Source organism: Agrobacterium sp. 22-214-1, from assembly GCF_053522465.1.
In genome coordinates this window covers 466,349-489,011 of the sequence record NZ_JBNWCK010000003.1, presented here as the reverse complement: position 1 = coordinate 489,011, position 22,663 = coordinate 466,349, and the positions used below count along the sequence as shown (strand labels likewise).

Annotated in this window: 22 protein-coding genes; 13 read left to right on the top strand and 9 right to left on the bottom strand. The window is 61.2% G+C overall.

What is annotated here, in order from left to right:
- The first annotated feature begins 7 nt into the window (after positions 1 to 7).
- The 4 genes from ung to ACQZ5G_RS15315 all read left to right on the top strand — a co-directional run bounded on the left by ung (position 8) and on the right by ACQZ5G_RS15315 (position 3,855).
- On the top strand, positions 8 to 721 hold the full coding sequence (gene ung / locus ACQZ5G_RS15330) for a uracil-DNA glycosylase (protein WP_059754572.1): 714 nt from the start codon (positions 8 to 10) through the stop codon (positions 719 to 721).
- Positions 722 to 792: 71 nt separating this feature from the next.
- Positions 793 to 1,869, top strand: coding sequence for a siderophore-interacting protein (locus ACQZ5G_RS15325; protein WP_059754569.1), 1,077 nt, complete (start codon positions 793 to 795; stop codon positions 1,867 to 1,869).
- A 163-nt stretch (positions 1,870 to 2,032) separates the two neighbouring features.
- Entirely contained in the window at positions 2,033 to 2,977 is a 945-nt protein-coding gene (locus ACQZ5G_RS15320) for a VOC family protein (protein ID WP_448736444.1), read from the top strand.
- A gap of 263 nt (positions 2,978 to 3,240) precedes the next feature.
- Entirely contained in the window at positions 3,241 to 3,855 is a 615-nt protein-coding gene (locus ACQZ5G_RS15315; RefSeq protein WP_448736445.1) for an alpha/beta hydrolase, read from the top strand.
- 54 nt (positions 3,856 to 3,909) lie between these two features.
- Here ACQZ5G_RS15315 and ACQZ5G_RS15310 read toward each other — a convergent pair whose 3' ends face one another.
- Entirely contained in the window at positions 3,910 to 4,494 is a 585-nt protein-coding gene (locus ACQZ5G_RS15310) for a transglycosylase SLT domain-containing protein (RefSeq protein ID WP_003522586.1), read from the bottom strand.
- Between the two features lie 662 nt (positions 4,495 to 5,156).
- On the opposite strand from ACQZ5G_RS15310, the gene ACQZ5G_RS15305 reads away from it, so the two are divergent.
- Positions 5,157 to 5,690 carry a transglutaminase-like cysteine peptidase gene (locus ACQZ5G_RS15305; RefSeq protein WP_448736446.1) on the top strand — a complete coding sequence of 178 codons (534 nt, stop codon included), beginning with the start codon at positions 5,157 to 5,159 and terminating at the stop codon, positions 5,688 to 5,690.
- Between the two features lie 90 nt (positions 5,691 to 5,780).
- Here ACQZ5G_RS15305 and ACQZ5G_RS15300 read toward each other — a convergent pair whose 3' ends face one another.
- A complete protein-coding gene (locus ACQZ5G_RS15300; RefSeq protein ID WP_003522584.1) occupies positions 5,781 to 6,668 on the bottom strand; it encodes a DMT family transporter in 888 nt (295 codons plus the stop codon).
- 241 nt (positions 6,669 to 6,909) lie between these two features.
- Here ACQZ5G_RS15300 and ACQZ5G_RS15295 point away from each other — a divergent pair, with 241 nt between their 5' ends.
- Positions 6,910 to 8,208, top strand: a complete 1,299-nt coding sequence (locus ACQZ5G_RS15295) for an adenylosuccinate synthase (protein WP_003522583.1) — start codon at positions 6,910 to 6,912, stop codon at positions 8,206 to 8,208.
- Positions 8,209 to 8,278: 70 nt separating this feature from the next.
- Positions 8,279 to 10,573, top strand: a complete 2,295-nt coding sequence (locus ACQZ5G_RS15290) for a hypothetical protein (protein WP_448736447.1) — start codon at positions 8,279 to 8,281, stop codon at positions 10,571 to 10,573.
- 431 nt (positions 10,574 to 11,004) lie between these two features.
- Here the strand turns inward: ACQZ5G_RS15290 and rpoH are convergent, their stop codons facing one another.
- The 3 genes from rpoH to ACQZ5G_RS15275 all read right to left on the bottom strand — a co-directional run bounded on the left by rpoH (position 11,005) and on the right by ACQZ5G_RS15275 (position 14,196).
- On the bottom strand, positions 11,005 to 11,907 hold the full coding sequence (gene rpoH, locus ACQZ5G_RS15285) for an RNA polymerase sigma factor RpoH (RefSeq protein WP_003522581.1): 903 nt from the start codon (positions 11,905 to 11,907) through the stop codon (positions 11,005 to 11,007).
- 166 nt (positions 11,908 to 12,073) lie between these two features.
- A complete protein-coding gene (locus tag ACQZ5G_RS15280) occupies positions 12,074 to 12,898 on the bottom strand; it encodes a class I SAM-dependent methyltransferase (RefSeq protein WP_448736448.1) in 825 nt (274 codons plus the stop codon).
- A 275-nt stretch (positions 12,899 to 13,173) separates the two neighbouring features.
- Positions 13,174 to 14,196, bottom strand: a complete 1,023-nt coding sequence (locus tag ACQZ5G_RS15275) for an RluA family pseudouridine synthase (protein ID WP_035259711.1) — start codon at positions 14,194 to 14,196, stop codon at positions 13,174 to 13,176.
- A 38-nt stretch (positions 14,197 to 14,234) separates the two neighbouring features.
- On the opposite strand from ACQZ5G_RS15275, the gene ACQZ5G_RS15270 reads away from it, so the two are divergent.
- Together ACQZ5G_RS15270 and ACQZ5G_RS15265 are read left to right on the top strand one after the other, a co-directional pair.
- Positions 14,235 to 14,627 (top strand): hypothetical protein, encoded by a 393-nt coding sequence (locus ACQZ5G_RS15270; protein ID WP_269830169.1) that lies wholly within the window; start codon positions 14,235 to 14,237, stop codon positions 14,625 to 14,627.
- A complete protein-coding gene (locus ACQZ5G_RS15265) occupies positions 14,617 to 15,471 on the top strand; it encodes a TrmH family RNA methyltransferase (protein ID WP_425646900.1) in 855 nt (284 codons plus the stop codon). Before ACQZ5G_RS15270 ends, ACQZ5G_RS15265 begins: the two co-directional genes overlap by 11 nt.
- A 201-nt stretch (positions 15,472 to 15,672) precedes the next feature.
- Here ACQZ5G_RS15265 and ACQZ5G_RS15260 read toward each other — a convergent pair whose 3' ends face one another.
- Both ACQZ5G_RS15260 and ACQZ5G_RS15255 read right to left on the bottom strand, forming a co-directional pair.
- Entirely contained in the window at positions 15,673 to 16,890 is a 1,218-nt protein-coding gene (locus ACQZ5G_RS15260; RefSeq protein ID WP_448742671.1) for a hypothetical protein, read from the bottom strand.
- A 143-nt stretch (positions 16,891 to 17,033) separates the two neighbouring features.
- Entirely contained in the window at positions 17,034 to 17,630 is a 597-nt protein-coding gene (locus ACQZ5G_RS15255; RefSeq protein ID WP_003522931.1) for a DUF1134 domain-containing protein, read from the bottom strand.
- A 251-nt stretch (positions 17,631 to 17,881) separates the two neighbouring features.
- Here ACQZ5G_RS15255 and chpT point away from each other — a divergent pair, with 251 nt between their 5' ends.
- The 3 genes from chpT (at position 17,882) to ACQZ5G_RS15240 (ending at position 20,403) form a co-directional block, all read left to right on the top strand.
- On the top strand, positions 17,882 to 18,529 hold the full coding sequence (gene chpT, locus ACQZ5G_RS15250; protein ID WP_003522930.1) for a histidine phosphotransferase ChpT: 648 nt from the start codon (positions 17,882 to 17,884) through the stop codon (positions 18,527 to 18,529).
- An 85-nt stretch (positions 18,530 to 18,614) separates the two neighbouring features.
- Entirely contained in the window at positions 18,615 to 19,142 is a 528-nt protein-coding gene (locus tag ACQZ5G_RS15245; RefSeq protein WP_448736450.1) for a GNAT family N-acetyltransferase, read from the top strand.
- A 214-nt stretch (positions 19,143 to 19,356) separates the two neighbouring features.
- A complete protein-coding gene (locus ACQZ5G_RS15240; protein WP_448736451.1) occupies positions 19,357 to 20,403 on the top strand; it encodes an alpha/beta hydrolase family protein in 1,047 nt (348 codons plus the stop codon).
- 51 nt (positions 20,404 to 20,454) lie between these two features.
- Here ACQZ5G_RS15240 and ACQZ5G_RS15235 read toward each other — a convergent pair whose 3' ends face one another.
- Both ACQZ5G_RS15235 and ctrA read right to left on the bottom strand, forming a co-directional pair.
- A complete protein-coding gene (locus ACQZ5G_RS15235; protein WP_448736452.1) occupies positions 20,455 to 20,970 on the bottom strand; it encodes a GNAT family N-acetyltransferase in 516 nt (171 codons plus the stop codon).
- 150 nt (positions 20,971 to 21,120) lie between these two features.
- A complete protein-coding gene (gene ctrA, locus ACQZ5G_RS15230; RefSeq protein WP_003522926.1) occupies positions 21,121 to 21,825 on the bottom strand; it encodes a response regulator transcription factor CtrA in 705 nt (234 codons plus the stop codon).
- A 480-nt stretch (positions 21,826 to 22,305) separates the two neighbouring features.
- Here ctrA and ACQZ5G_RS15225 point away from each other — a divergent pair, with 480 nt between their 5' ends.
- The gene (locus tag ACQZ5G_RS15225) at positions 22,306 to 22,656 is read left to right on the top strand and encodes a flagellar export protein FliJ (protein ID WP_003491821.1); all 351 of its coding nucleotides are present in this window, start codon (positions 22,306 to 22,308) and stop codon (positions 22,654 to 22,656) included.
- Positions 22,657 to 22,663: the final 7 nt, after the last annotated feature.

Here is a 22,663-nt window from a genome sequence, read left to right as displayed (position 1 = left end):
GGCGGGCATGGCAGAGGCAGGCGTCAAACTCGAGGATAGCTGGAAACGCGTTCTTTCCGGCGAATTCGCCAGCCCCTATATGCTCAAGCTGAAAGAGTTCCTGCTTGCCGAAAAGACCGCCGGCAAGCGTATCTTCCCGAAGGGTGCAGAATATTTCCGGGCGCTGGATCTCACGCCTCTCGATGAGGTCAAGGTCGTCATTTTAGGCCAGGATCCCTATCACGGGCTCGGTCAGGCGCATGGGCTGTGCTTTTCCGTCCAGCCCGGCGTGCGCATTCCGCCTTCGCTCGTCAATATCTACAAGGAATTGCAGAGCGATCTCGGCATTCGCCCGGTGGGTCACGGCTTTCTGGAAAGCTGGGCGAAACAGGGCGTGCTATTGCTCAACAGCGTGCTGACGGTGGAGGAATCCCGCGCCGCCTCGCATCAGGGGCAGGGCTGGGAAAGGTTCACCGACGCCGTCATTCGCGCCGTCAACGACGAATGCGACCATGTCGTCTTCCTGCTCTGGGGTTCCTATGCGCAGAAGAAGGCGGCCTTCGTGGACCAGCGCAAGCATCTCGTGCTGCGCTCGCCGCATCCGTCTCCGCTTTCGGCCCATAACGGCTTTTTCGGCAATGGCCATTTTTCCAAGGCAAACGCCTTTCTTGCCTCCCATGGCCGCCAGCCGATCGACTGGCAATTGCCGGAAACGGTGGGAAGCGACAAAAACCTTCTCTAGACACTCATAAAATACCTTTACGCTTCGTGGTTGTCGGGATTAAAGATAACCGGACTGCAAAGTGAAGGATTATGCCCGTGTCTCTCCTGTCTGCCGAAACCTCCGTCTCGCTGCCCGATCCGCTTTCGATCGTCGATGCTTTCGAGGATCATTTTTCCGAGCATATGGAGATGGAACGCGAAGGCGCGACAGTGCGGTTCAAGACGGAATACGGCCATGGCAGCTTCAGTGCCGAGGGCGGGCGTTTCGCGGCAAGGGTGAGCTGCATTTCCGAACATATATTGATGTCGGTAAAGGCGATGGTCGCCGAGCATATCGTCGAGTTTTCCGGCGAGACGGGGCTGGATTTCCGCTGGAGCGGCCATGGCGCGCAACAGCGTGAGCTGCCCAATCTCTTCGTCGGCAAGGTCGCCCGCGCCTATAATCTGACGCCGCATATGCGCCGGCTGGTGGTTTCCGTCGAAAGCGGCATCGAAAGGCTGCTGACCGGCGGCATGCATGTGCGCCTGCTTCTGGTGCCGGATCAGGCCCGCGCGCCGGTCTGGCCTTATCTTGCGCCCACCGGCGCCATCGTCTGGCCGGCGGGCGACGATCTTCTCACACGGCGTGTCTACACCATCCGTTCCGGCGATATCGCGCGCGGTGAAGTCGATATCGATTTCGTCATGCATGAGGGCGACCACATGCCGGGCGCGACCTTCGGCGCGACGGCGAAACCCGGCGATGTTCTCGGCATCATCGGCCCGAGCGGTGTTTGCCCGGAAGCCGAGCGTTATGTCTTTGCCGGCGACGAGACGGCGCTGCCGGTGATGCTGCGCATGGCCGCCGAAATGCCGGCCGGGAAAAAGCTCAGCGTCTATGCGGAGATCGACGATGAAGCCGAACGGCAGGAAATCGTCTGCGCGGCAAATGTCGAGTGGACATGGCTTTATCGCCGCGGCAAGCCCGCCGGCACATCCGGCCTCATCGAAAAGGCGCTGCGCGACCATGGCTGGAGCGCGGATCATGACGGCCTGCACGTCTTTGTCGCCTGCGAAAAATCCGAGGCGAGGGCGGCAAAATCCTTCCTTACCGACGAGATTGCTTTCCCGAAAGCATCGCTGCGCGCTGTCGGCTACTGGACCCTGGGCGTCGCCGACGATCATTGAGCTGCCCTATCGGGCTCGTTGAACAGTCGGTTTTATCGTTCATCATTCGGGAACAATCCGTTCCCGTTGTCCTCTCTATGCCTGAGAGCGCTGTTACCCCATCTTTACGCCATGAACAGGGCAGGCCCCAACCGTGAGGCCCGCCAGGCAAAAGGGGTTTATCATGCTCAACCAGATCAAGGGCCTGCACCACGTCACGTCCATGGCGGCGAGCGCGCGCCAGAACAACAGTTTTTTCACCGATACGCTCGGCCTGCGCCGGGTGAAGAAGACGGTCAATTTCGATGCGCCTGACGTCTATCATCTCTATTATGGCGATGAAGTCGGCACGCCCGGCTCCGTCATGACCTATTTTCCGTTCCCGCATATCGCCCGCGGTCGTCCCGGCACCGGTGAGGTAGGCACGACGCTGTTTTCCGTTCCGGAAGGATCGCTCGGCTACTGGCAGGACCGCCTTTCCAAGGCCGGCGTGGATGGCCTGAAGGCCGATGAAGCCTTCGGCAACAAGCGCCTGCATTTCGCAGGCCCCGATGGCGACGGTTTTGCGCTGGTCGAGGTCAGGGATGACAACCGTGCGCAATGGATCGGCAATGGCGTCGGCGCGGATCAGGCAATCCATGGTTTTCAGGGCGCCTCGCTGCGGCTTCGCGATGAAGGTGCGACCGCCGAGCTTTTGAAATTCATGGGCTATCAGGAAGTGGATCGTCAGGATGGCGTTCTGCGCCTCGGCATTCCCGGCGGCAACGGTGCCGACTTCATCGACATCGAAACCATGCCGAATATTTCTGGCGCGCGGCTGGGTGCGGGGTCCGTGCACCACATCGCCTTTGCGGTCGAAAACCGTGAAAAGCAGCTGGAGGTGCGCAAGGCGCTGATGGATACCGGCTATCAGGTGACACCGGTGATCGACCGCGATTATTTCTGGGCGATCTATTTCCGCACGCCGGGCGGCGTGCTGTTCGAAGTGGCCACCAACGAGCCCGGTTTCGACCGCGACGAGGACACCGCCCATCTCGGCGAGGCGCTGAAGCTGCCGACCCAGCACGCGCATCTGCGCTCCGTGCTGGAAGAGCATCTGGAGCCGCTGGGGGACGAGAAGGGGGTTTGATCATCCGGGCTTGGCCATTGAGTTTGGCAGGACGTGGCGTCCCGTTTCTTCTCCCCATCGGGGAGAAGGTGGCCCGAAGGGTCGGATGAGGGGGCAACGCTCACGACAGACCGTGCCCTTGCCCCCTCATCCCGCTGCCGCGGACTTCTCCCCCTCGGGGAGAAGAAACAAGCCGCGTCCGTTCGCTCCATATGACTGCTCCGCTTGGCCGAAGAGACCTTGCGGAAGCCGTTGAACCTCTTCCTTTCAGAAAGGATCCTCCCATGACCAGGGACAGCTATTTCCACAAATCCCGCGCCGGCGTTGCCGGTGCACCGCTTTTCGTTTTGCTGCACGGCACCGGCGGCGATGAAAACCAGTTCTTCGATTTCGGCTCGCGCCTGCTGTCTGAGGCGACCATTCTCTCACCCGTCGGCGATGTCTCCGAACATGGCGCGGCGCGGTTTTTCCGGCGCACGGGCGAGGGCGTCTACGACATGGCCGACCTTCAACGGGCGACCGGCAAGATGGCGGATTTCATCAGGGCGAACCGGGAGCATTATCAGGCCGGTCCGGTCATCGGCCTCGGCTTTTCCAATGGCGCGAATATTCTCGCCAATGTGCTGATCGAAGAACCCGGGCTTTTCGACGCTGCGGTGCTGATGCATCCGCTCATCCCGTTCGAGCCGAAGATCTCCCCCGCCAAGGCCTCGCGCCGGGTGCTTATCACGGCCGGCGAGCGCGATCCGATCTGCCCGGTGCCACTGACGAGGGCGCTGGAACAGAGCCTCAAGGCACAGGGCGGCACGGTGGAAACCGTGTGGCATCCGGGCGGGCATGAAATCCGCTCCGGCGAGATCGATGCGGTCAGGGGTTTTCTGGCGGCTTATAACGCTTAGCTGAATGTCTGCATTATGTCGGCTTTTAAGCTGGCATTCGCCTGTGCTTTCGCCTCAGCGATATCCGCATTGCTGCAACTGCGCCTCGTAACGCAGCGCCATGTTGGCGGAGCGGCGGGCGGCCTTCTGGACCGCGGAATTGTTGCGCCAGCTGCCCTTCGCATAACCGGCATGGCCGGAATAATAGGCGAGGTAGAGATTATAGGGGTCGTTCAGCGAAATGCCGTTTTCGCGCCGGCTCTTGGCGTGATACCAGCCGACGAAGTGGATGGCATCGGTGAAATCGGTGCGGCTTGCCGACCAGCGGCCGGTTTCACGCTGGTAAACGCTCCATGTGCCGTCCAGCGCCTGTGCATAACCATACGCGCTCGACTGGCGTGTCCAGGGAATGAAACCGAGAAGCTTGGTGCGCGGTGGCCGCGCATAGGGGCGGAAGGCGGATTCGGTGTAGATCGTCGCCATCATGACAGGCACGGGTACGCCGAATTCGCGCTCGGCCGCTTTCGCATCGCGCCGCCAATTGTTGAAGATGCCGTTCCGCTGCTCGAAAATCGCACAGGCATTGGTCACCTGCGACGGTGCGGTGGCGCAGCCGGCCAGAACGAGCATCAGAAAAACAACGGCAAATACGCCACGCATAACGGAACCCTTTCGTTCCGCTATTCTTAAATTGCTAACCATTAACGTCGGGTTTTAAGACAAGGTTAATTCAAATGCCGCCGATCGGCCGGCCGTTAACCCGCTGAAAATTCCTGTGGCCGGGATGGGGCAGGGCCGCCTCCCGGGCGCCTTTTTTAAGAAGCGTTCATCCCCGCACGTCCACGGTCCCGCCGGCCCGGCTATACTTGGCTCATCCCGGTCATCAGGCGTGCGCGCGGCGCAAGGTGGGCGGGGCAGGCGGCCGAAACCGGGGAGTTTCCCGATGTCACGGTTGAGGCGGCCGGCATATGCCCATCCTCCAAACAGAAACCGGTTTGGCGGGCGGGTCATATGTTTCAAGCCGGGGCCGCATCGTCTGCAAACCCTGCAATACCCTTTGATACCCCCGCAGCGATGCGGCCCCTATATCGCTTCCCAACGTTGCCGCGGAATTCGCGGTGACGGTGTCGGCGCATATTCGAAAAAAAGCGTCCGCTGTACAAAAATGAAAACCGATAAAATTGTAGCAATCGGCTTAAAGCGGCTGAAAACAGTGCTGTGCCATTGTGGGATCACAGACGGGGAGCGGCCTTTTAAAGAGACGCTCTACACAACAGAAATCGAGACCGGCACAAGCCGGCGGATCGCAAACGGGGTATGAAATGCTGAAGAAGATTATTGCTGCCGCCATCTGCGGAATTGCCGTTGCTTCCATGTCCAATCATGCCGACGCGGCTGGCGCTGCCGGTTTTGCCCGTGGTTTTGCCGCCGTCGAGAAGTCTACGGTGACGCAGATCGGTGTTTCCGCGCCGGGCGGTTTCGATGGCTGCGTTCTTTCCGCCGGCCAATGCGTCTCCACCATCGCCGCGCCGCTGACGGTCGAGCGCCGTGAGGAACTGCTGCGCGTCAACCGCGATGTGAACGCCACCATGGGCGCGCTCGACGATTATTTCTCCGGTTTTGCAACCGATGTTCCGGCAACGCCGTCGTTGAGCCTTGGCGATTGCGGTGACTGCGCCGCCATCAAGCGCACGGCCCTTGCCGGCGCCGGCTGGTCCTCCAGCGCGCTGCGCCTTGCCTTTTCGCTGAACAATGACGGATCGCTCGAAAAAGTGCTGATCGTCACCACCGACAAGGGCGATATCGTCCTTGGCAACGCCGTCTTTTCTCCGGCCGAGCGCGAAACCGCGCTCTGACCTTTCGTTCGAGCATCGGAAAGATTTTCGATCCGATGCTCCATTCTTTCATGCCTGCCAGACTGCGCCGGTTTTCCTGACCCTGTTGGTTCAGGAAGCCGGCGATTTTTTTCGTTCCGCGACGGCAATGCCCGCCAGCGCCATGATAAGAGCGACGATCTGATAGGTGTGCAGCGTCTCGCTGAGAACGATAACCGATAGCAGGGTGCCGAAGACGGGCACGAGGTTGATGAAGAGGCCGGCGCGGTTGGCGCCGATCTGTTCAACGCCCTTGATATACAGAATCTGCGCGACGAGAGAGGCAAAAATGGCGGCATAGACCACCAGCACCCAGCCCTTCTGATCCGGCCAGACGACGCTCTCGCGTGAGATTTCCCAGAAGATCAGCGGCACCGAGGTAACGAGGGCGAAGAAGGCGGGGATGGCCATCAGCGTGCGCCAGTCCACCGCCGGTTTCCAGCGCAGGATGACGGTGTAGATGGCATAGACCAGCACGGCGAGCAGCATGATCGCGTCGCCGACATTCATTTCCAGTTGCAGCAGCGAGACCGGATCGCCATGCGAGGCGAGAAGCGCGACGCCGGCGATGGTGAGGCAGAAGCCGGCGATCTGGCCGAACAGCACGCGGGTGCGGAACAGCATGAAATTCAGCACGAAGATGACCATGGGAATGCCGGCCTGGATGACGGCGGCGTTGATGGCCGAGGTGTGTTGCAGGGCCGTGTAGAGAAACACGTTGAAGGCCGTGTAACCGACGCTGCCGAGCACGAGGAAATAGGGCAGGCGTTTTTTCACCACCGGCCAGTCCTTGATGAGCTGCGGCACGGAAATGGCGAAGATGATGGCGACGGCGAAGACCCAGCGCAGGAAGGTGAAGGCCATGGGGCTGATGTGGCCGACCGCCAGCTTGCCGGCGACGGTGTTGCCGCCCCAGCAGAGCGTGGCGATGATGAGGGCGATATAGGCTTTGGAGGGCACGCTGATGTTTCGCTTCTTCACGGGGCGGGAAAACGGCTAAGGGGTGAATGGCGGTCTTGCGCCCGCGCTTGGCCCCCACGGGGCGAGATAATGCGGGAAATCCGCGCCTTGTCACGGAAAAAGCAAAATTCTCCATAAGAAACAGGGTCGCTTTCCGTAAAACAACACAGTATACATTCGCGGGTTTGGGTTTCCCATCGGGTTATCGGGCGCGCAAGCGCCATGAGCAGGAAAGCAAGAAATGACGAATGTTGTGGTGGTCGGCTCGCAGTGGGGCGACGAAGGCAAAGGCAAGATTGTCGACTGGCTGTCCGAGCGGGCAGATGTCGTCGTGCGGTATCAGGGCGGCCATAATGCCGGCCATACGCTTGTCATCGATGGCATCAGCTACAAGCTTTCGCTTCTGCCGTCCGGCGTCGTGCGTCCCGGCAAGCTTGCCGTCATCGGCAATGGCGTCGTGGTCGATCCGCATGCGCTGATCGCCGAAATCGGCCGTCTGGAAGCGCAGGGCGTGAAGGTTACCCCGGAAAACCTCCGTATCGCCGATAATGCCACGCTTATTCTTTCGCTGCACCGCGAGCTGGACGGCATGCGCGAAGACGCGGCCTCCAACAGCGGCACCAAGATCGGCACCACCCGCCGCGGCATCGGCCCGGCCTATGAGGACAAGGTTGGCCGCCGCGCCATTCGCGTCATGGATTTGGCCGACATGGAGGCGCTTTCCGCCAAGGTCGATCGCATCCTGACGCATCACAATGCGCTTCGCCGCGGTTTCGGTGCAACCGAAGTCTCGCATGAGACGATCATGGAAGAGCTGGGCTCGATTGCCGAGCGCATCCTGCCGTTCAGCGAAACCGTCTGGCTGCTGCTCGACAAGAAGCGCCGCGCCGGCGCGCGCATCCTGTTCGAAGGTGCTCAAGGCTCGCTGCTCGATATCGACCATGGCACATACCCCTATGTGACCTCTTCCAACACGGTTGCCGGCCAGGCCGCCGCCGGTTCGGGCATGGGTCCGGGTTCGCTGGGTTATATTCTCGGCATCACCAAGGCCTACACCACCCGCGTCGGCGAAGGTCCGTTCCCGACCGAGCTGAACGATGAGATCGGCCAGTTCCTGGGCGAAAAGGGCCATGAATTCGGCACCGTCACCGGCCGCAAGCGCCGCTGCGGCTGGTTTGACGCCGCACTGGTGCGCCAGTCGGTCGCCACCAATGGTATTACCGGCATCGCGCTCACCAAGCTTGATGTTCTGGATGGTCTCGACGAGCTGAAAATCTGCGTCGGCTACAAGCTGGACGGGCAGGAAATCGACCATCTTCCGGCCAGCCAGGGCGCGCAGGCGCGCGTCGAGCCGATCTATGTCACGCTGGAAGGCTGGAAGGAATCTACCGTCGGTGCCCGAAAATGGGCGGATTTGCCTGCTCAGGCAATCAAATATGTCCGTCAGGTCGAGGAATTGATCGGGGCGCCTGTCGCGCTTCTGTCGACAAGTCCGGAGCGTGACGACACCATACTTGTGACTGATCCGTTTGAGGATTAATGTCCTCGGCGATCTAGATTCATAAACCATATCGGGCCGGTACGTCGCCGGTCACGACGAGAAAGTGCTTATGGCGGATTTTGTAGCAGTCATTCGCAAGGCCGTGGATGGCTTGGCGAACAATACTCCCGAAAACCGGGCGAAGGTTTACGACAAGGCGCGCAGTGCGGTTGTGCGCCAACTCGAGAATATGAAGCCACGTCCGCCGGAAGAATTGTTGCGCCGGCAGATCGCCAAGCTGGACGCCGCCATAGCCGAGGTGGACAGCGAATATGCCGAGGCGCTTCCGGCGCTGGAGGATGATGACGCTGTCTCTCCCGCCGCGGAAGAGACGGTGGCATCCTACTACCAGCAGGATGCTGCCGACGAAGACGAGGCCCGCGCCGCCGAGCCGGCAGAGGATGCCGACCGGGAAGAGGCGCGGCACGAGCCGGCCTACGAAGAGCCGGCATCCGCTGAGCCCGCGCAATCGGAGCCGGTTTACGAAGAAGCGGCCGAAGAGGAAGAGCCCCGGCACGCTGACACCGCTGCCGATGAGGAGCAGCATCACGGCGACCGCGCGCCGGAAGAGCTTTATGATGCGCCGGAAACGGTTCATGCCGCTCCCGCCCCGGCACACGGCTCCGATGAAGCCGTCGGCACCTATTTCACACGGGCGGATGAAGAGCCGGCTCACCAGCCGGAGCCTGAAACGGCGCTCGGCGCTGCCGATGATTCCGTTCCCTCCCATTGGGCGCAGCCGGTGGATGAGGATGACTGGCGCAAGCTCGATGAAGCGCAGGACGACGATGTGCGTCCCGCCGCCGAGGAATATGAAGAGGTTCGCAACGAGACCGACGAACGTCCGCTCGTTGCCGGTTATGCCGCGCAGCATTACCAGGAGCCGGAAGTAAGTTTCGAGCCGGCCCCTTACGAAAAGGATGAGCGGCGCGAGACGGACGACCATTTCGGCCCCGCCGCCGTGGAGCATGCTCCGGCGTTTGGCGGTCGGCACGATTTTGACGACCATCGCCAGCCGGAAGAGCAGGCTCCGAAAAAGGCGGCCGTGGTCGAGGATTTCTCGTCCTATTTCCAGGATGCGGATATTGCCATTCCCGCCAAGGACGCGCCGGCGCTGCCGCGCGCGGATAACGATCTCTTCGGCGATCAGGCAGCGGCAAAGGACAATAAGGAACGCACGCCCTGGGACGATCTGGACGAGCTGATCGGTTATGACGGCGCGTCGTCCTCCACCCGTCAGGCTTCGGGCGAAACGAATGGCGTGGGCGCTGCCGCCGCAACGCCCGCCTATATGGTCAAGAAGAAGCCGCGCCGCAATTATGCGTCGCTGGTTCTGGCCCTTGTCGGCGTGGCGCTGCTTGCCGGCGGCGGTTATGCCGTGTGGATGAACCGCGATGCGCTGAACGATATGGTCGGCGGGCTGGTCAGTTCCGCACAGAACGGTGGCACCGGCCAGACGGCTTCGAACGGCACGGGTGAGGCGCAGACCTCGACACCGCCGGCGACCCAGCAGCCGCCCGCCACGGGGCAGCAGCCGACAACCCCGACCAACCATCAGACCCCGACCCATGGCGATGACGGCTCCGTCACCGGCACCAAGTTCACCCAGCGGCTTCTGGCCGACGGCACCGAGCGTGACGAGGGACCTGCCGCCGGTGCGAACGGCCAGCCGGTCACCGCCGAAGGCCAGTCGGTCTATGAGCAGAATGTCGCGCCGCCGCCCGCTGGCGAGGCTCCGGCCAATAATGCCGGTGCGCCCGCTGGAACCCCTGCCGGCACGCCGCCGGCGCAGCAGCCTGCCGCCGCTGCCGGCGACCGCATGTTCCTTTATGAGGAAGTGCTGGGCCAGACGGTGCCGACCGCCATTCAGGGCAGTGTTTCCTGGTCGCTGCAGCAGGAAAACGACGGTGAGGGCAAACCTTCTCCGACCGTGCAGGGCCAGATCACCGTTCCCGGCCGTGGCCTCAGCGCGCTGATCACCTTCAAGCGCAATACCGACCCGTCGCTGCCGGCCAGCCATCTTATCGAGATCGTCTTCTCGGTTTCGCCCGGCTTCGAAGGCGGCGCTATCGACAGCGTCCAGCGCATCGCGATGAAGAGCACCGAGCAGGATCGCGGCAACGCGCTGATCGCGGTTCCGGCCAAGATCACCGACGATTTCCACATGATCGCGCTCAACGACTTCCCGGACGCGATGAAGACCAATCTGGAGCTTCTGAAGAGCCGCAACTGGATCGACATTCCGGTTTCCTACCGCAACGGCCGGCGTGCGCTGCTGACCCTGCAAAAGGGCAATGACGGCATCGCCGCCTTCGACAAGGCGCTCAGCGAATGGGCGGCGGCAACGCCGGCGACCGGGCAGTGATGATTTAAGGGCGGCTCAGGCCGCCCTTTTTGTTAAATGGCTGCGGCGGTGTTTTTGCGTTGGCAGGTGATGGGTGGGTTAGTTGGTGCTGGTGGGTGTGGCTTACCCCCCTCTGCCCTGCCGGGCATCTCCCCCACAGGTGGGGAGATCGATATGCCGCGAGGTCGCGGCCAACTCAACGGTCAAGGATGAAGCGGCGGTAGAGCGTCTTGCCAATCTCCCTCCTTGTGGGGGAGATGCCCGGCAGGGCAGAGGGGGGTAAGCGGCGTACTCCGAAGCGCGGATATTTTCCCTACCGCTTTTCCTCCAGAACAATCACGGGTCTCAGAGACAGACCATTTGCCATCGCCCGCCTTTTACAAATAAAAAATCCCCGGCCGGAGGCCGAGGATGATTCACGGTCAGCGCATTGGCGTCAGGAGCGCGTCCACTCACGCATCCACCACGCGTAAGGCGCGCGCAGCTTCCAGCGCTTCCTTCTGCACCGCTTCCTGCACCTTCTCGAAGGCGCGAACCTCGATCTGGCGCACGCGTTCGCGGCTGATGTCGAACTCGGAGGAGAGCTCCTCCAGCGTTACCGGATCTTCCGCCAGACGACGAGCCTCGAAGATGCGGCGTTCGCGGTCGTTCAGCACGCCCATGGCTTTCGCCAGCATGCGGCGGCGGGTTTCCAGCTCGTCCTGTTCGATCAGCACGTCTTCCTGGCTGTCATGGTCATCCACCAGCCAGTCCTGCCATTGGCCGGACTCGCCTTCGGAGGCCTTGATCGGCGCATTCAGCGAGGCGTCGCCATGCAGGCGGCGGTTCATCGAGATGACTTCTTCTTCCGACACCTGAAGCTTCGTCGCGATTTCCTTGACGTGTTCCGGTTTCAGATCGCCATCGTCGATTGCCTGGATGCGGCCTTTCAGCCGGCGCAGGTTGAAGAACAGACGCTTCTGGTTGGCGGTCGTGCCCATCTTCACCAGTGACCACGAGCGCAGGATATATTCCTGGATCGAGGCCTTGATCCACCACATGGCATAGGTGGCCAGGCGGAAACCGCGCTCCGGATCGAATTTCTTCACCGCCTGCATCAGGCCGACATTGCCTTCGGAGACGACTTCGCCGATCGGCAGGCCGTAACCGCGGTAACCCATGGCGATCTTGGCGACGAGGCGCAGATGGCTGGTGACGAGCTTATGCGCGGCGTCGCGGTCGCCATGCTCGGCATAACGCTTGCCAAGCATGTATTCTTCCTGCGGCTCCAGCATCGGAAATTTACGGATTTCGTCGAGATATCTATTGAGACCGGCTTCGCCGGCTGTAATCGTAGGCAAACTATTGCGGGCCATAAAGCACCCCCTTATCTATGGTCTGGAACGGCACCCTCTTTGATCGGCGACTGACCCGCCGGAGGCACACCGTAAGCTGCGGGTCGTTACCGACCCCGCACGAACCCATGTGACAGATATGTACGCGAGCGCCGCGTTTCAAGCGAACGCTGCGTTCACACATGCGTTATGTCGAGGCGACACCTTCTTTGACCTGTTTAACTTTCGAACGGTAGATTCGTTCCGAAAAACCGCCAAGGCCGGAGCGCACCATCAGCTCATACATTACCCGCCGGCGCATGGGATTGTGCAGGCGCACCACCTTCGAGCCGAGGAACTGCGTCTCCACATGGGCAAGCGCCTGCAGATCGGGATCGGCGGCAATCGCGTCCGCATAGGTCGCGTGAAATTCCCGGCGGCAGACATAGGTTTTGTATTTCGTCATGCCGAAGCAGACGAGGCTGTGGCCATGGGTGCGCAGGAAATCGGCGACGCCGACCGTCACTTCCGGCCAGGCGGGATTGAAAGTGTCGTCGAAGACGATGACGCCATGCGGCGCGATCACCTCCATCGCCAGTTTCGCATCGGCCAGCACGTGGTGCAGGTTGTGGCCGCCATCGATGCTGAAGAAGCGCGCGGGGCCGATGCGGGAGGTGATGTCGGCGGGCGCCAGCTGCGTGCTGTCGCCCCTGATGATCAGGTCCTCATCCATGGCGAAACCCAGCCGACGGCCGTTTTCCATCAGGCGTTCATATTGGTCGAGGCTGCCATCTTCGGGCGGATCGAGATCGAAGAGATCGACGCCCAGCACCTTTTCCTGCTTCCCGGCGAATTTACGCAGCAGGAAATAGGAGCGGCCGTAATAGACACCGATTTCCGCCATGCCGCCGTGGAGGCCGCTTTTCGTCTGGGCCTGCAACAGCGCCTTGAAGACGAGCGCATCGGGCGGGTCGATATAGCCTTCGACGCTGCGCAACTCCTGAAAGATAAACCGGCGGTCTTCGATATTCATGCGATAGATCCCGTCATCATGCCGGTTCCGTTCGGGGGGCGGATCGAACGAATGGCGTCCCTGCGGCTTTATTTGGCTGGCTTGAAATCGCCACGGTTTAACGGTGGCGATTTCAGGCTTTGCGGGGCCGAGGAGGTGTGACGATTGAAGCGAAATTGGGGCGGTCTATAAAAAGGACCGACTGCGGAATATCGCTATCCGCTAATCTTTTTTTATTATCCGGGGCTTCCGGCGAAATGCATCGCGCAGTTTTTTTGACCGCGCCATGCAGGTTTTCAGCCACGCAATGCGGCGGTCAGCGCTTCCATGTCATCCGGCAGGTCGGTTTCGAATTCCATCACCTCGCCGGTGCGCGGATGTTCGAAAGCGAGCAGATAGGCATGCAGGGCCTGGCGCGGAAAGCCGCGGACGGTGCTCTTTGCCGGTTCTTCGAGAAGGTTCGCCTTGGTGCGGAAGGCCGCGCCATATTCGGGATCGCCGATCAGCGGATGGCCGATATGGGCCATGTGAACGCGGATCTGGTGGGTGCGGCCGGTTTCCAGCCGGCATTCCACCATGGAGGCGAGGCAGGTGGCGTCCGGCCGTTCATGGTAACGCTCCATCACCTCGTAATGGGTGATCGCCTCGCGGGCATCGTCCGAATCCTCGTGCTTGACGGCGCGTTTGGTGCGGTCGGCGCTGCGGCCGAGTGCGGCGTCGATGGTGCCGCGCAGGGTGCGCGGGCGGCCCCAGACAACGGCCTTGTAGGCGCGCTCCAGCGGCCCGGTGCGGCCATGATCGGCAAATTGCGCGGCGAGATGGCGGTGGGCATTGTCGTTCTTCGCCACGACCATGACGCCGGAGGTTTCCTTGTCCAGCCGGTGCACGATGCCCGGCCGCCTGACGCCGCCAATGCCGGAGAGGCTGTCGCCGCAATGGTGGATGAGGGCGTTGACCAGCGTGCCGGTCCAGTTGCCGGCGCCCGGATGCACGACGAGACCGGCGGGCTTGATGAGCACGATCAGGTCTTCATCCTCATATTCCACGTCGAGCGGAATGTCCTCGCCCTTGGGTTCCGGGTCTTCCGGCTCGGGCATGACGATTTCGATGCGGTCCTTCGGATGCACCTTCTTTTTCGGCTCCGTCACCGGCTGGCCGTTGATGGAGACCGCGCCCTGCTCGATCAGCGCTTTCAAGCGGCTGCGGGAGAAGTCGCCGCCCACTTCGCCTGCCAGCCAGGAATCGAGACGGCCTTCGGCGTTTTCCCCGGCAATCAGGACTTTCCTTGCGTCTCCGCCTTGTTTAAAGGGGTCGTTCATTCTTATTTTTCCGATCCATCAGCATTTCAGGGAACCCGATGACGCAGATCGAGCAAGACGAACAGGAAGACAAGCCGCTTGATCCGGCCATGGAAAAAGTTCGCCGCAAGATGATCCGTTTGCAGATCGTGTCGGGCTCCGTGATGTTTATCAGCCTTATGGCCGTCTTCGGTGCGGTTGTCTACAAGGCGATGGGACCGTCGAAGGCGGTTCAGACGCAGAGCGAAGCGCCGAACCTCGCCGTTCCCACCGGTAACGGGCCGGTTGCCGTCACCGCCAGCCTGCCGCAAGGCTTCACGATCGACAATGTCAGCTATTCCGGCGGCGACATGCTGTTTTACGGGCGGCTTGCCAACGGCACCCGCAAGGCGCTGGTCTTCAACGTCGCGGCCGGCCGGTTCCTCGCCGATGTGACGGTCGATGGCCAGTGAGGCCAATAAGCTGCTGGACGGGCGGGCGCTGATCCCGGTCGAGGACCCGGCCGATCCGCGCATCGCCGCCTTTCGCGATATTCGCGAGCGCGACCTGACCGGGCGTCAGGGCCGCTTCATTGCCGAAGGAACGGTGGTGCTGCGCATGCTCGCCGCCGCGCATAAAGCGGGCGGCGCCTTTGCGGCCGAGAGCATCCTCATCCTCAGAAACCGGCTTTCGGGCGTCGCGGATATCCTTGCCGATTTCCCGCCGGATGTGCCGGTTTATGTGGCTGAAGCGCCGGTGCTGGATGGCATTGTCGGTTTTCACCTGCATCGCGGCATTCTGGCGCTCGGGCGGCGGGTTCAGGATCGCGGACTGGAAGAGATGACGGCGGCACTTCCCGCCTCGTCGCTGGTGCTTGTGGGCTGCGGCATTTCCAATCACGATAATCTGGGGGCGATGTTCCGCAATGCGGCGGCGTTTTATGCCGATGCGGTGCTGCTGGACGAGACCTCATGCGATCCGCTTTATCGCAAGGCGCTGCGCGTTTCCGTCGGCTCGGTGCTTTCGGTTCCCTGGCACCGCGGCGGCGGGGCGGTGGAGATGCTGGAGCGGCTTTCCGAGGCCGGGTTTGCTATCTGGAGCCTTTCGCCTGGTGGTGAGACCGAGATCCGCGATATTCCCCGGTCCGAGCGCATGGCGCTGGTGATCGGCACGGAAGGCGAGGGGCTGCCGCAATCGGTGCTCTCGCGGTTCCATACGGCGCGGATTGCGCAGTCGCCGCAGCTGGATAGCTTGAATGCGGGGACGGCTTCGGGGCTGGCGCTTTATCAGATGGCGGGGGTTATGGGGCGGGTTTAGGGGGGGCCGCAGCATATGCGGTTTCACCCCCCTCTGCCCTGCCGGGCATCTCCCCCACAAGGGGGGAGATCGGCAAGAAGCACTAACATCACTTCATTCTCAAACGTCGAGATGGCCGAAACCTGGCCGCTTGTCGATCTCCCCCCTTGTGGGGGAGATGCCCGGCAGGGCAGAGGGGGGTAAACCACACCCACCGAAGGCCTAATGTTCCCGCTTCTCCATCACCACCTTCGCCCGCTTCGCAAGGCTCTCCCGCCCCGATGAGCCGGAGGCCTTGGCGAGCAGCGCCGGAATGGGCGATTTCTCGCCCTCCTGCGCGGCCGTGAGCGCGATCATCTCGGCGGCGATCCTTGCGACTTCGCGGCGGATGGGTTCGTCATTGCCGGTGCCGCGCACGTTCAGCAGGCGTTCGGTGAGCGCGGTGCCCTGATTGCGGATATCCTCGATTTCCTGCTCCAGACCTTGCGACGCCGCTGGCTCCGTCACGACCGGGGGGGCTGCTTCCGCCGGTGCCGCCTCTTCTTCGGTGGCGGGTGCGGTTTCAGGCGCGGCGGCTGGGGCAGGGGCCGCCGGTTGCGATGGGCCAACCGTTTTCTCGACCGGCACGGCCGGGTTCGGCAGGCGGATGATCATGTCGTTGGCGCGGCCGCCGGTTGCGGCAAGCTGTTCCTTGAGGCGGGCGACTTCCTGGTTGCGCAGTGTCAGCATCGTGTCGAGATCGGCATTTTTCGCCATGACGGTCGCGACCTGTTCCTCGAGCCGGGTGACCTTGCGGCTTTCGCGCGCAACCGCCGTCATCGCCTCCTTGTTGCGGGCCGCCACATCCTGCAATTCGCGGGTCGCGGTCTCGCCTTCCTTGCGGAAACGCGTGGCGCTCTGCTTGGCCTGCTCGGCTTCCAGATCGCGGATGGCGGCGAGGATTTTCGAATCATCCAGCTCGCGCGTCAGATTGGTGAGGCGGGCGGTGAGATCGGACATCTGGCTGGCGCGCTCGTTGGCGGCCTGCTCCTGCTGTGCGAGGTTCGCCTGTATGATGCCGGCGTGTTCTTCGGCGGCATCGAGGGCCGCGCGCAATTCGCCGATTTCCAGCGTCAGCTCCTCGATTTTCAGGGAGAAGCTGCGGTTCTGCTCGCCCAGCCGATAGGCATCGCTGGAGGCGGCCTCGTTGGCGAGGCGCAGCGAGGTGTTCTTTTCCCGTTCCGTATCCAGTTCCTGGCGGACCTTGGCGTTTTCGGCGGCGTAGAGCGCACGCGCCATGTCCTTCTGGGCGCGCACTTCCTGCGGGCTGATGGGCATCGTCGCGCGTATGCGGTTTTCCGTATAGGCGACGATGCGGCGGTGGATCGCGGGTGCGATCAGCAGGGCCAGCAGGGTTGCGGTGAGAAAACCCAATCCGAAGAGAATGGCATATTCGATCACGCGGGACAGTCTCCGAAACTCAGATACGCGCGCATTCGGAAAGAGGGGCGCGAAAGCACGTTACGCTATTATTGCAACCGTGGGGAGGGGTGTCGCACCGTCAAAACCGGCCCGTTATTTCCTCCCGCCCCGGCTTTAGCGAATCAGAAGGGGTTCCAGGTCGGCTGCTGGGTGAGCTTCAGGTAACCGACATTGATGCCAAGGCGCGCGCCGATGCCGGTGCGGATGGGGGCAAGCGTGACATCGCTGCTCTTCAGATAGGTCATGCCCACGCCGGCGACGATGAAGGCGGAGCCGCTCACACCACCGTAACGGCGGTAAAGCGCATCGACGGAGGGCAGGTTGTAGACCAGCATCATGGCGCGGGTGCCCTGGCCGCCATAATCGAGGCCGAGGGAGGGGCCCTGCCAGAAGACGGGGTGCTGGCCGGCATTCTTGGTGTAAAGCGTGCCTTCGCCATAGGTGAGGCCCGCGACGAAGGCGCCGGAGCCTTCCTGGCCGAGAATGTAACCGTTCGGAAGACCGTATTGCTGGAAGGCGCGCTCCACCACCTTGGCAAGGCCGCCGGTGGTTTCACCGAAGAATCCGTGGCCTGCATCCACGACTTCCTGGAAAGAATATTGATCGCTGTTCTGGGCCGCGGCCGGTGCGACCCATATCAGGAGGCTCGCAAGGAGCGCGACAATCTTTCCCAGTCCGAGGCGTGCAATGGTGCGGGTTTTCGTAAGGCGCATCGTCATGTCCGTCCGTCTGTTTCGTTAGCGCATCGGTTCGAAAATCCGAATCGGTTTTCGAAAGGGCCGATACGCAGAGTCAAAGTTCTACAGCATGTTTCGCGCATCCTTGCGGATACACGGGGCTCCAGTGTGGCCTGTTAAGGCATTTGGCATTTTGAAACCATCCTATTAACAATCGGTTTACCAAATATGGTGTCATTATGGCTTAACAATTTCCACACCGTCCGCGCCTCCCTTGCGCAGGAGAGAATTTTATGACCAGCAAACTCAATATCACGCTGTCCGGTCCCGATCTGGCGGCTCTTCTGTGCAGCCGTGTGTGCCATGATGTGATTTCTCCTGTCGGCGCCATCAATAACGGCCTCGAACTCCTGGACGAGGGCGGCACGGATGACGATGCGCTCGATCTCATCCGCACGTCAGCCCTTAACGCATCCGTGCGGCTGAAGTTCGCCCGCCTTGCTTTCGGCGCTTCCGGCTCCGCCGGCGCGTCCATCGACACCGGCGAGGCCGAAAAAGCCGCCCAGGATTTCGCCGCCGCCGAAAAGAAGGCGGAGGTGAGCTGGAACGGCCCGCGCGCCATCGTTGCGAAGAATCGTGTCAAACTTCTGCTCAATCTCTTCCTCGTGGCTTACGGCGCCATTCCGCGCGGCGGCAATGTGGATGTGCTGCTGGAAAGCCCCGACGGCGACGCCAGGTTCGAAATCACCGTCAAGGGCCGGATGATGCGCGTGCCGGCCAAGTTCGTGGAAATTTACGAGGGCAGGCTGGAAGAGGCGGTCGACGCCCATTCCGTCCAGCCTTACTACACGCTGCTTCTGGCCGAGGAGGCCAATATGGCGGTGGAATACAAGGTGCATGACGACCGCATCGTGTTTACCGCCAAGACGGTTGCCGAGTGACCGTTCAATCGCCGATCTGAATTTGTGAAAGGGCCGGGACCGCGTCTGCCGACGCGCCGGCCTTTTTCGTTTGGGGAGCATGTTCATGACACGTCTGACAACCGCTCGCCTTGTCCTGCGGCCGCATGCCATCGCGGATGAAGCGCTCTATCGCGCCTTCTGGGGCGCGGATGTTCCGCAGATCGAAGGGGTCGTATCGATTGCGCCGCTGGACCCGGAACTCGCCTTCGCCCGGCTTTTGCGTTTTCTGGGCCATTGGTCCGTGTTCGGCTTCGGCCCTTTCGTGGTGGAAGAGCTTGCCACGGGGCGCATCGTGGGCGAGGTGGGTTTTGCCCATATGCGCCGTGGCAACGGTGAGGATTTCGACGGCGTGCCCGAGGCGATGTGGAAAATCGACGGGGCACTGGTGGGCAAGGGTGTCGCGACCGAGGCGGTGGAGGCGGCGCTGCGATGGTTCGATGGTCGCGGGATTTCGCAGCGGACCGTCTGCATGATCAATCCGCTCAACAGCCCGTCGCTGGCTATAGCCGCCCGATTCGGCTTCCGGCCATTTCGCGATACGGCGTTCCGCGACAGCCCCGTTCAGCTTTTCGAGCGGATCGCGGATATCTAGAGCATTTCCAGTAAAAGTGCGAAGCGGTTTTACGTCCGGAAAATGCGTGAAAACAAAGAGGCAGAGCATTTCCAGTAAGAGTTCGACGCGGGTTTCTCCAGCGCCCGGTGTTGCTGTCTCGAATCGCGTTTCAGGACGACCTGAAACCTGTTCGAGGTCTCGGCGGGCGGCGGATTGAACCAGGAGTTGGTCCATATCAACTCCGGAGCATCCCATGCGCTATCTTCTTCTGGCGGTCATCGTCATTTTCTCCACTGTCCAGTCCGCAATGGCGGAAAGCGGTATCGGTTTTAAACAGATCGAATTGCCGGATGAGGCCGGTTCGAGAACGCTAGCCGTTTCATTGTGGTACCCGGCCGCACCGTTGGGCAAAAGCGAGATCGTCGGCGAAAATGCCGCCTTTTACGGCCTTGAGGTTCAACCGGGCGCTTCCCTTCCTGACGGCTCACGCCCTCTCATATTGCTGTCGCACGGTTTCGGCGGAAGCTGGCGCAATCTGAACTGGATTGCCGGTGAACTTGCTCGGGAAGGTTATGTCGTGGCTGCCCCGGATCACGGCGGCGAATCGTTCACCGAAGAAAATGCGACCGAGATCGTTCCATTGTGGGAACGGCCGCGCGACATCAGCAGAACGCTGACCGCATTGCTCGGCGATGACCGATTCGCGGGCAGGATCGACGCGACGCGCATCGCCGTAATCGGCCATTCCCTCGGCGGCTGGACCGCAATGGAGCTGGTTGGCGCGCGATACAGCGCCGATCTTGCGTTGAAGGATTGCAGCGGGGAGAAGCGCCCGCCGCAATGCAAGGCTCCGCGGCTGCTCGCCAAAGTCGGGGTAGTCGGTGACGGCAAGGCCGATCCGCGGCTTTCGATGGATTTGAAGGATACCCGCATCCGCGCCGCCATCGCGCTGGATCTCGGGCCGGCCGCCGGTTTCCTGCCGGAGACGCTGCAAGCCGTCGGCGTGCCGGTTCTGGTTCTGGCCGCGGGTGTGGAAACACCGGAGATCGCTGCCATCAAGGCCGATTCCGACTATATCGCCCGGCATCTGCCAAAGGCGACGACCGTTTATCGGGAAATACCGGATGCCAGCCATTTCAGCTTCATGCAGATTTGCAGGCCGAACGGCGAAAAGATCGTGGAGGAGCTTTCACCGGGCGAAGGTTTCGTCTGCCGGGATGGCGGCGGCAGGGACCGCGCGGCCATCCATACGCAGATTGCCGAGATTATCCTCGGCTTTCTGAAAGCGGAAATGCGCTAGGTCGGGTTTTCCAGACGCCTCGTGGCCGGATGGTCCTGAGGCGTCCCTTTTTCAAACGGCATTTGCCGGATGGTGCCGATAAACGAGATCTTCGGGATCGGAGCGGGGTGCCGCCGGGTCGAGCCTGCCGCCGATTCGTTCGGCGACGGCCGCGGATTTGCGGTTCTGCGGCGAGACGTAGCTGACAAGCGTGGGCAGGTTCAGGGTCTTGAAGGCCCATTCGCGCAGTGCCGAGGCGGCTTCCGCCGCATAACCGCGCCCTTCATGGCCTTCGTAAAGCAGCCAGCCAAGTTCCTTTTCCGGAAACAGCGGACCGTGATTGATGCCGACCTGGCCGACGCATTGTCCCGTTTCGCCAAGCTCGATCATCAGTGCGCCATGGCCGAAAAAATACCAGTTGGCCTGATCGTGGCAGAACACGCCCCATGTCGAGGGTAGGTCGTAAGGACCGCCGACACCGATGGAGCGCAGTGACGTCATGAAATCCCGATAGGCGGGAAAATCCGTGATCGCCAGCGGGCGCAGCGTCAGGCGTTCGGTCCTGAGGGTGGGGATGGGGTGGTTCATCTGCCGTTGTCCCTTGGCGGTGCGTAGCCAGGTTTTCTCCCCTCATTCCTGTGACAAGCACAGGAATGAGGGAGAATAAATCTTCAAATCGCAACAAAAAACCCGCCGTTTCCAGCGGGTCTTTTAAAAACTGTCCTGTTCCGGAATGGATCAGGCGGTTTCGAGGAATTCCGTCGCGCCATCCGGCTCGCGCAGAACATAGCCGCGGCCCCAGACGGTTTCGATGTAGTTTGCGCCGCCGGCGGCGTTTGCGAGCTTCTTGCGCAGCTTGCAGATGAAGACGTCGATGATCTTCAGTTCCGGCTCGTCCATGCCGCCATAGAGGTGGTTCAGGAACATTTCCTTGGTCAGCGTCGTGCCCTTGCGCAGCGAAAGCAGCTCGAGCATCTGATATTCCTTGCCGGTCAGGTGAACGCGCTGGCCGCCCACTTCAACCGTCTTGGCATCGAGATTGACGATCAGCTCGCCGGTGGCGATGACCGATTGCGCGTGGCCCTTGGAGCGGCGGACGATGGCGTGAATGCGGGCAACAAGCTCGTCCTTGTGGAACGGCTTCGTCATGTAATCGTCTGCGCCGAAGCCGAGGCCGCGAACCTTGTCCTCGATGCCGGCCATGCCGGACAGGATGAGGATCGGCGTCTTGACCTTGGAGAGGCGAAGCGTTCTCAGAACCTCGTAACCCGACATGTCGGGCAGGTTGAGGTCGAGAAGAATAATGTCGTAATCATAGAGCTTGCCGAGGTCCACGCCTTCCTCACCGAGGTCGGTCGTGTAGACGTTAAAGCTCTCCGACTTGAGCATCAGTTCAATGCTCTGCGCTGTCGCGCTGTCGTCTTCAATAAGTAGAACCCGCATAATTATCCCCTTTGCCGCCCGCGAACCGGTAAATCATTGCCTCGCGCGATGCGGATCCAGACGTTGCCTGATTTGCAGGCTGCCACCAAATGGTTAACAAATTCTAATTGCCTTTGGCAAGGTGTATCGAATTTATTAAGCAAAGTAGGCATTTCGCTGTTTTTGCACGTGAATCCACCATCGCCAAAATTGAAGCTTAACGTGAGGAAATCCCGTTAAGTGATTCAATCGACTCTTACATCGTCGGGTCCATTTTTTTGGACCTGGCATTTACCGACCCTTAAATGATCGTCGTTATCATTAACGATGCCCGTAAACGAAAGGTTAACGACGGCGGTTTTTTATTAACGTCGGGTAACTTTTGGGAATCATTCCGGGACAGGGGGTAACCCTTACGGAAAAACGGGCGGGTTAAACGGGCCGATCAGGGTGGCATAGTGCCTTTTTGATCCGGGTCTCGCTATCCATGGAGTATTGCGTATGAAGTCGCGTGACAGCCTGGTTCGCCTGAAGGAATTTCAGGTCAATGAAAAACGCCGGCAGCTTAACCAGCTGCAGCAGATGATGTCCGAGTTCGAGCGGATGGCAAAGGAACTGGTGCATCAGATATCTCTGGAAGAAAGCAAGTCGGGCATTACCGATCCGACGCATTTCGCCTATCCGACCTTCGCCAAGGCCGCGCGCCAGCGGGCGGATAATCTTCAGGTCTCGATCCGTGAGCTGAAGGCCCAGCAGGAAGCCGCCGAAGCTTCGCTGGAAGAAGTGCAGGCCGAATATGAAAAGGCCGCCGCACTGGAAAACCGCGACGGAGCCATCCGCGCCCGCGCCTGACCTATAG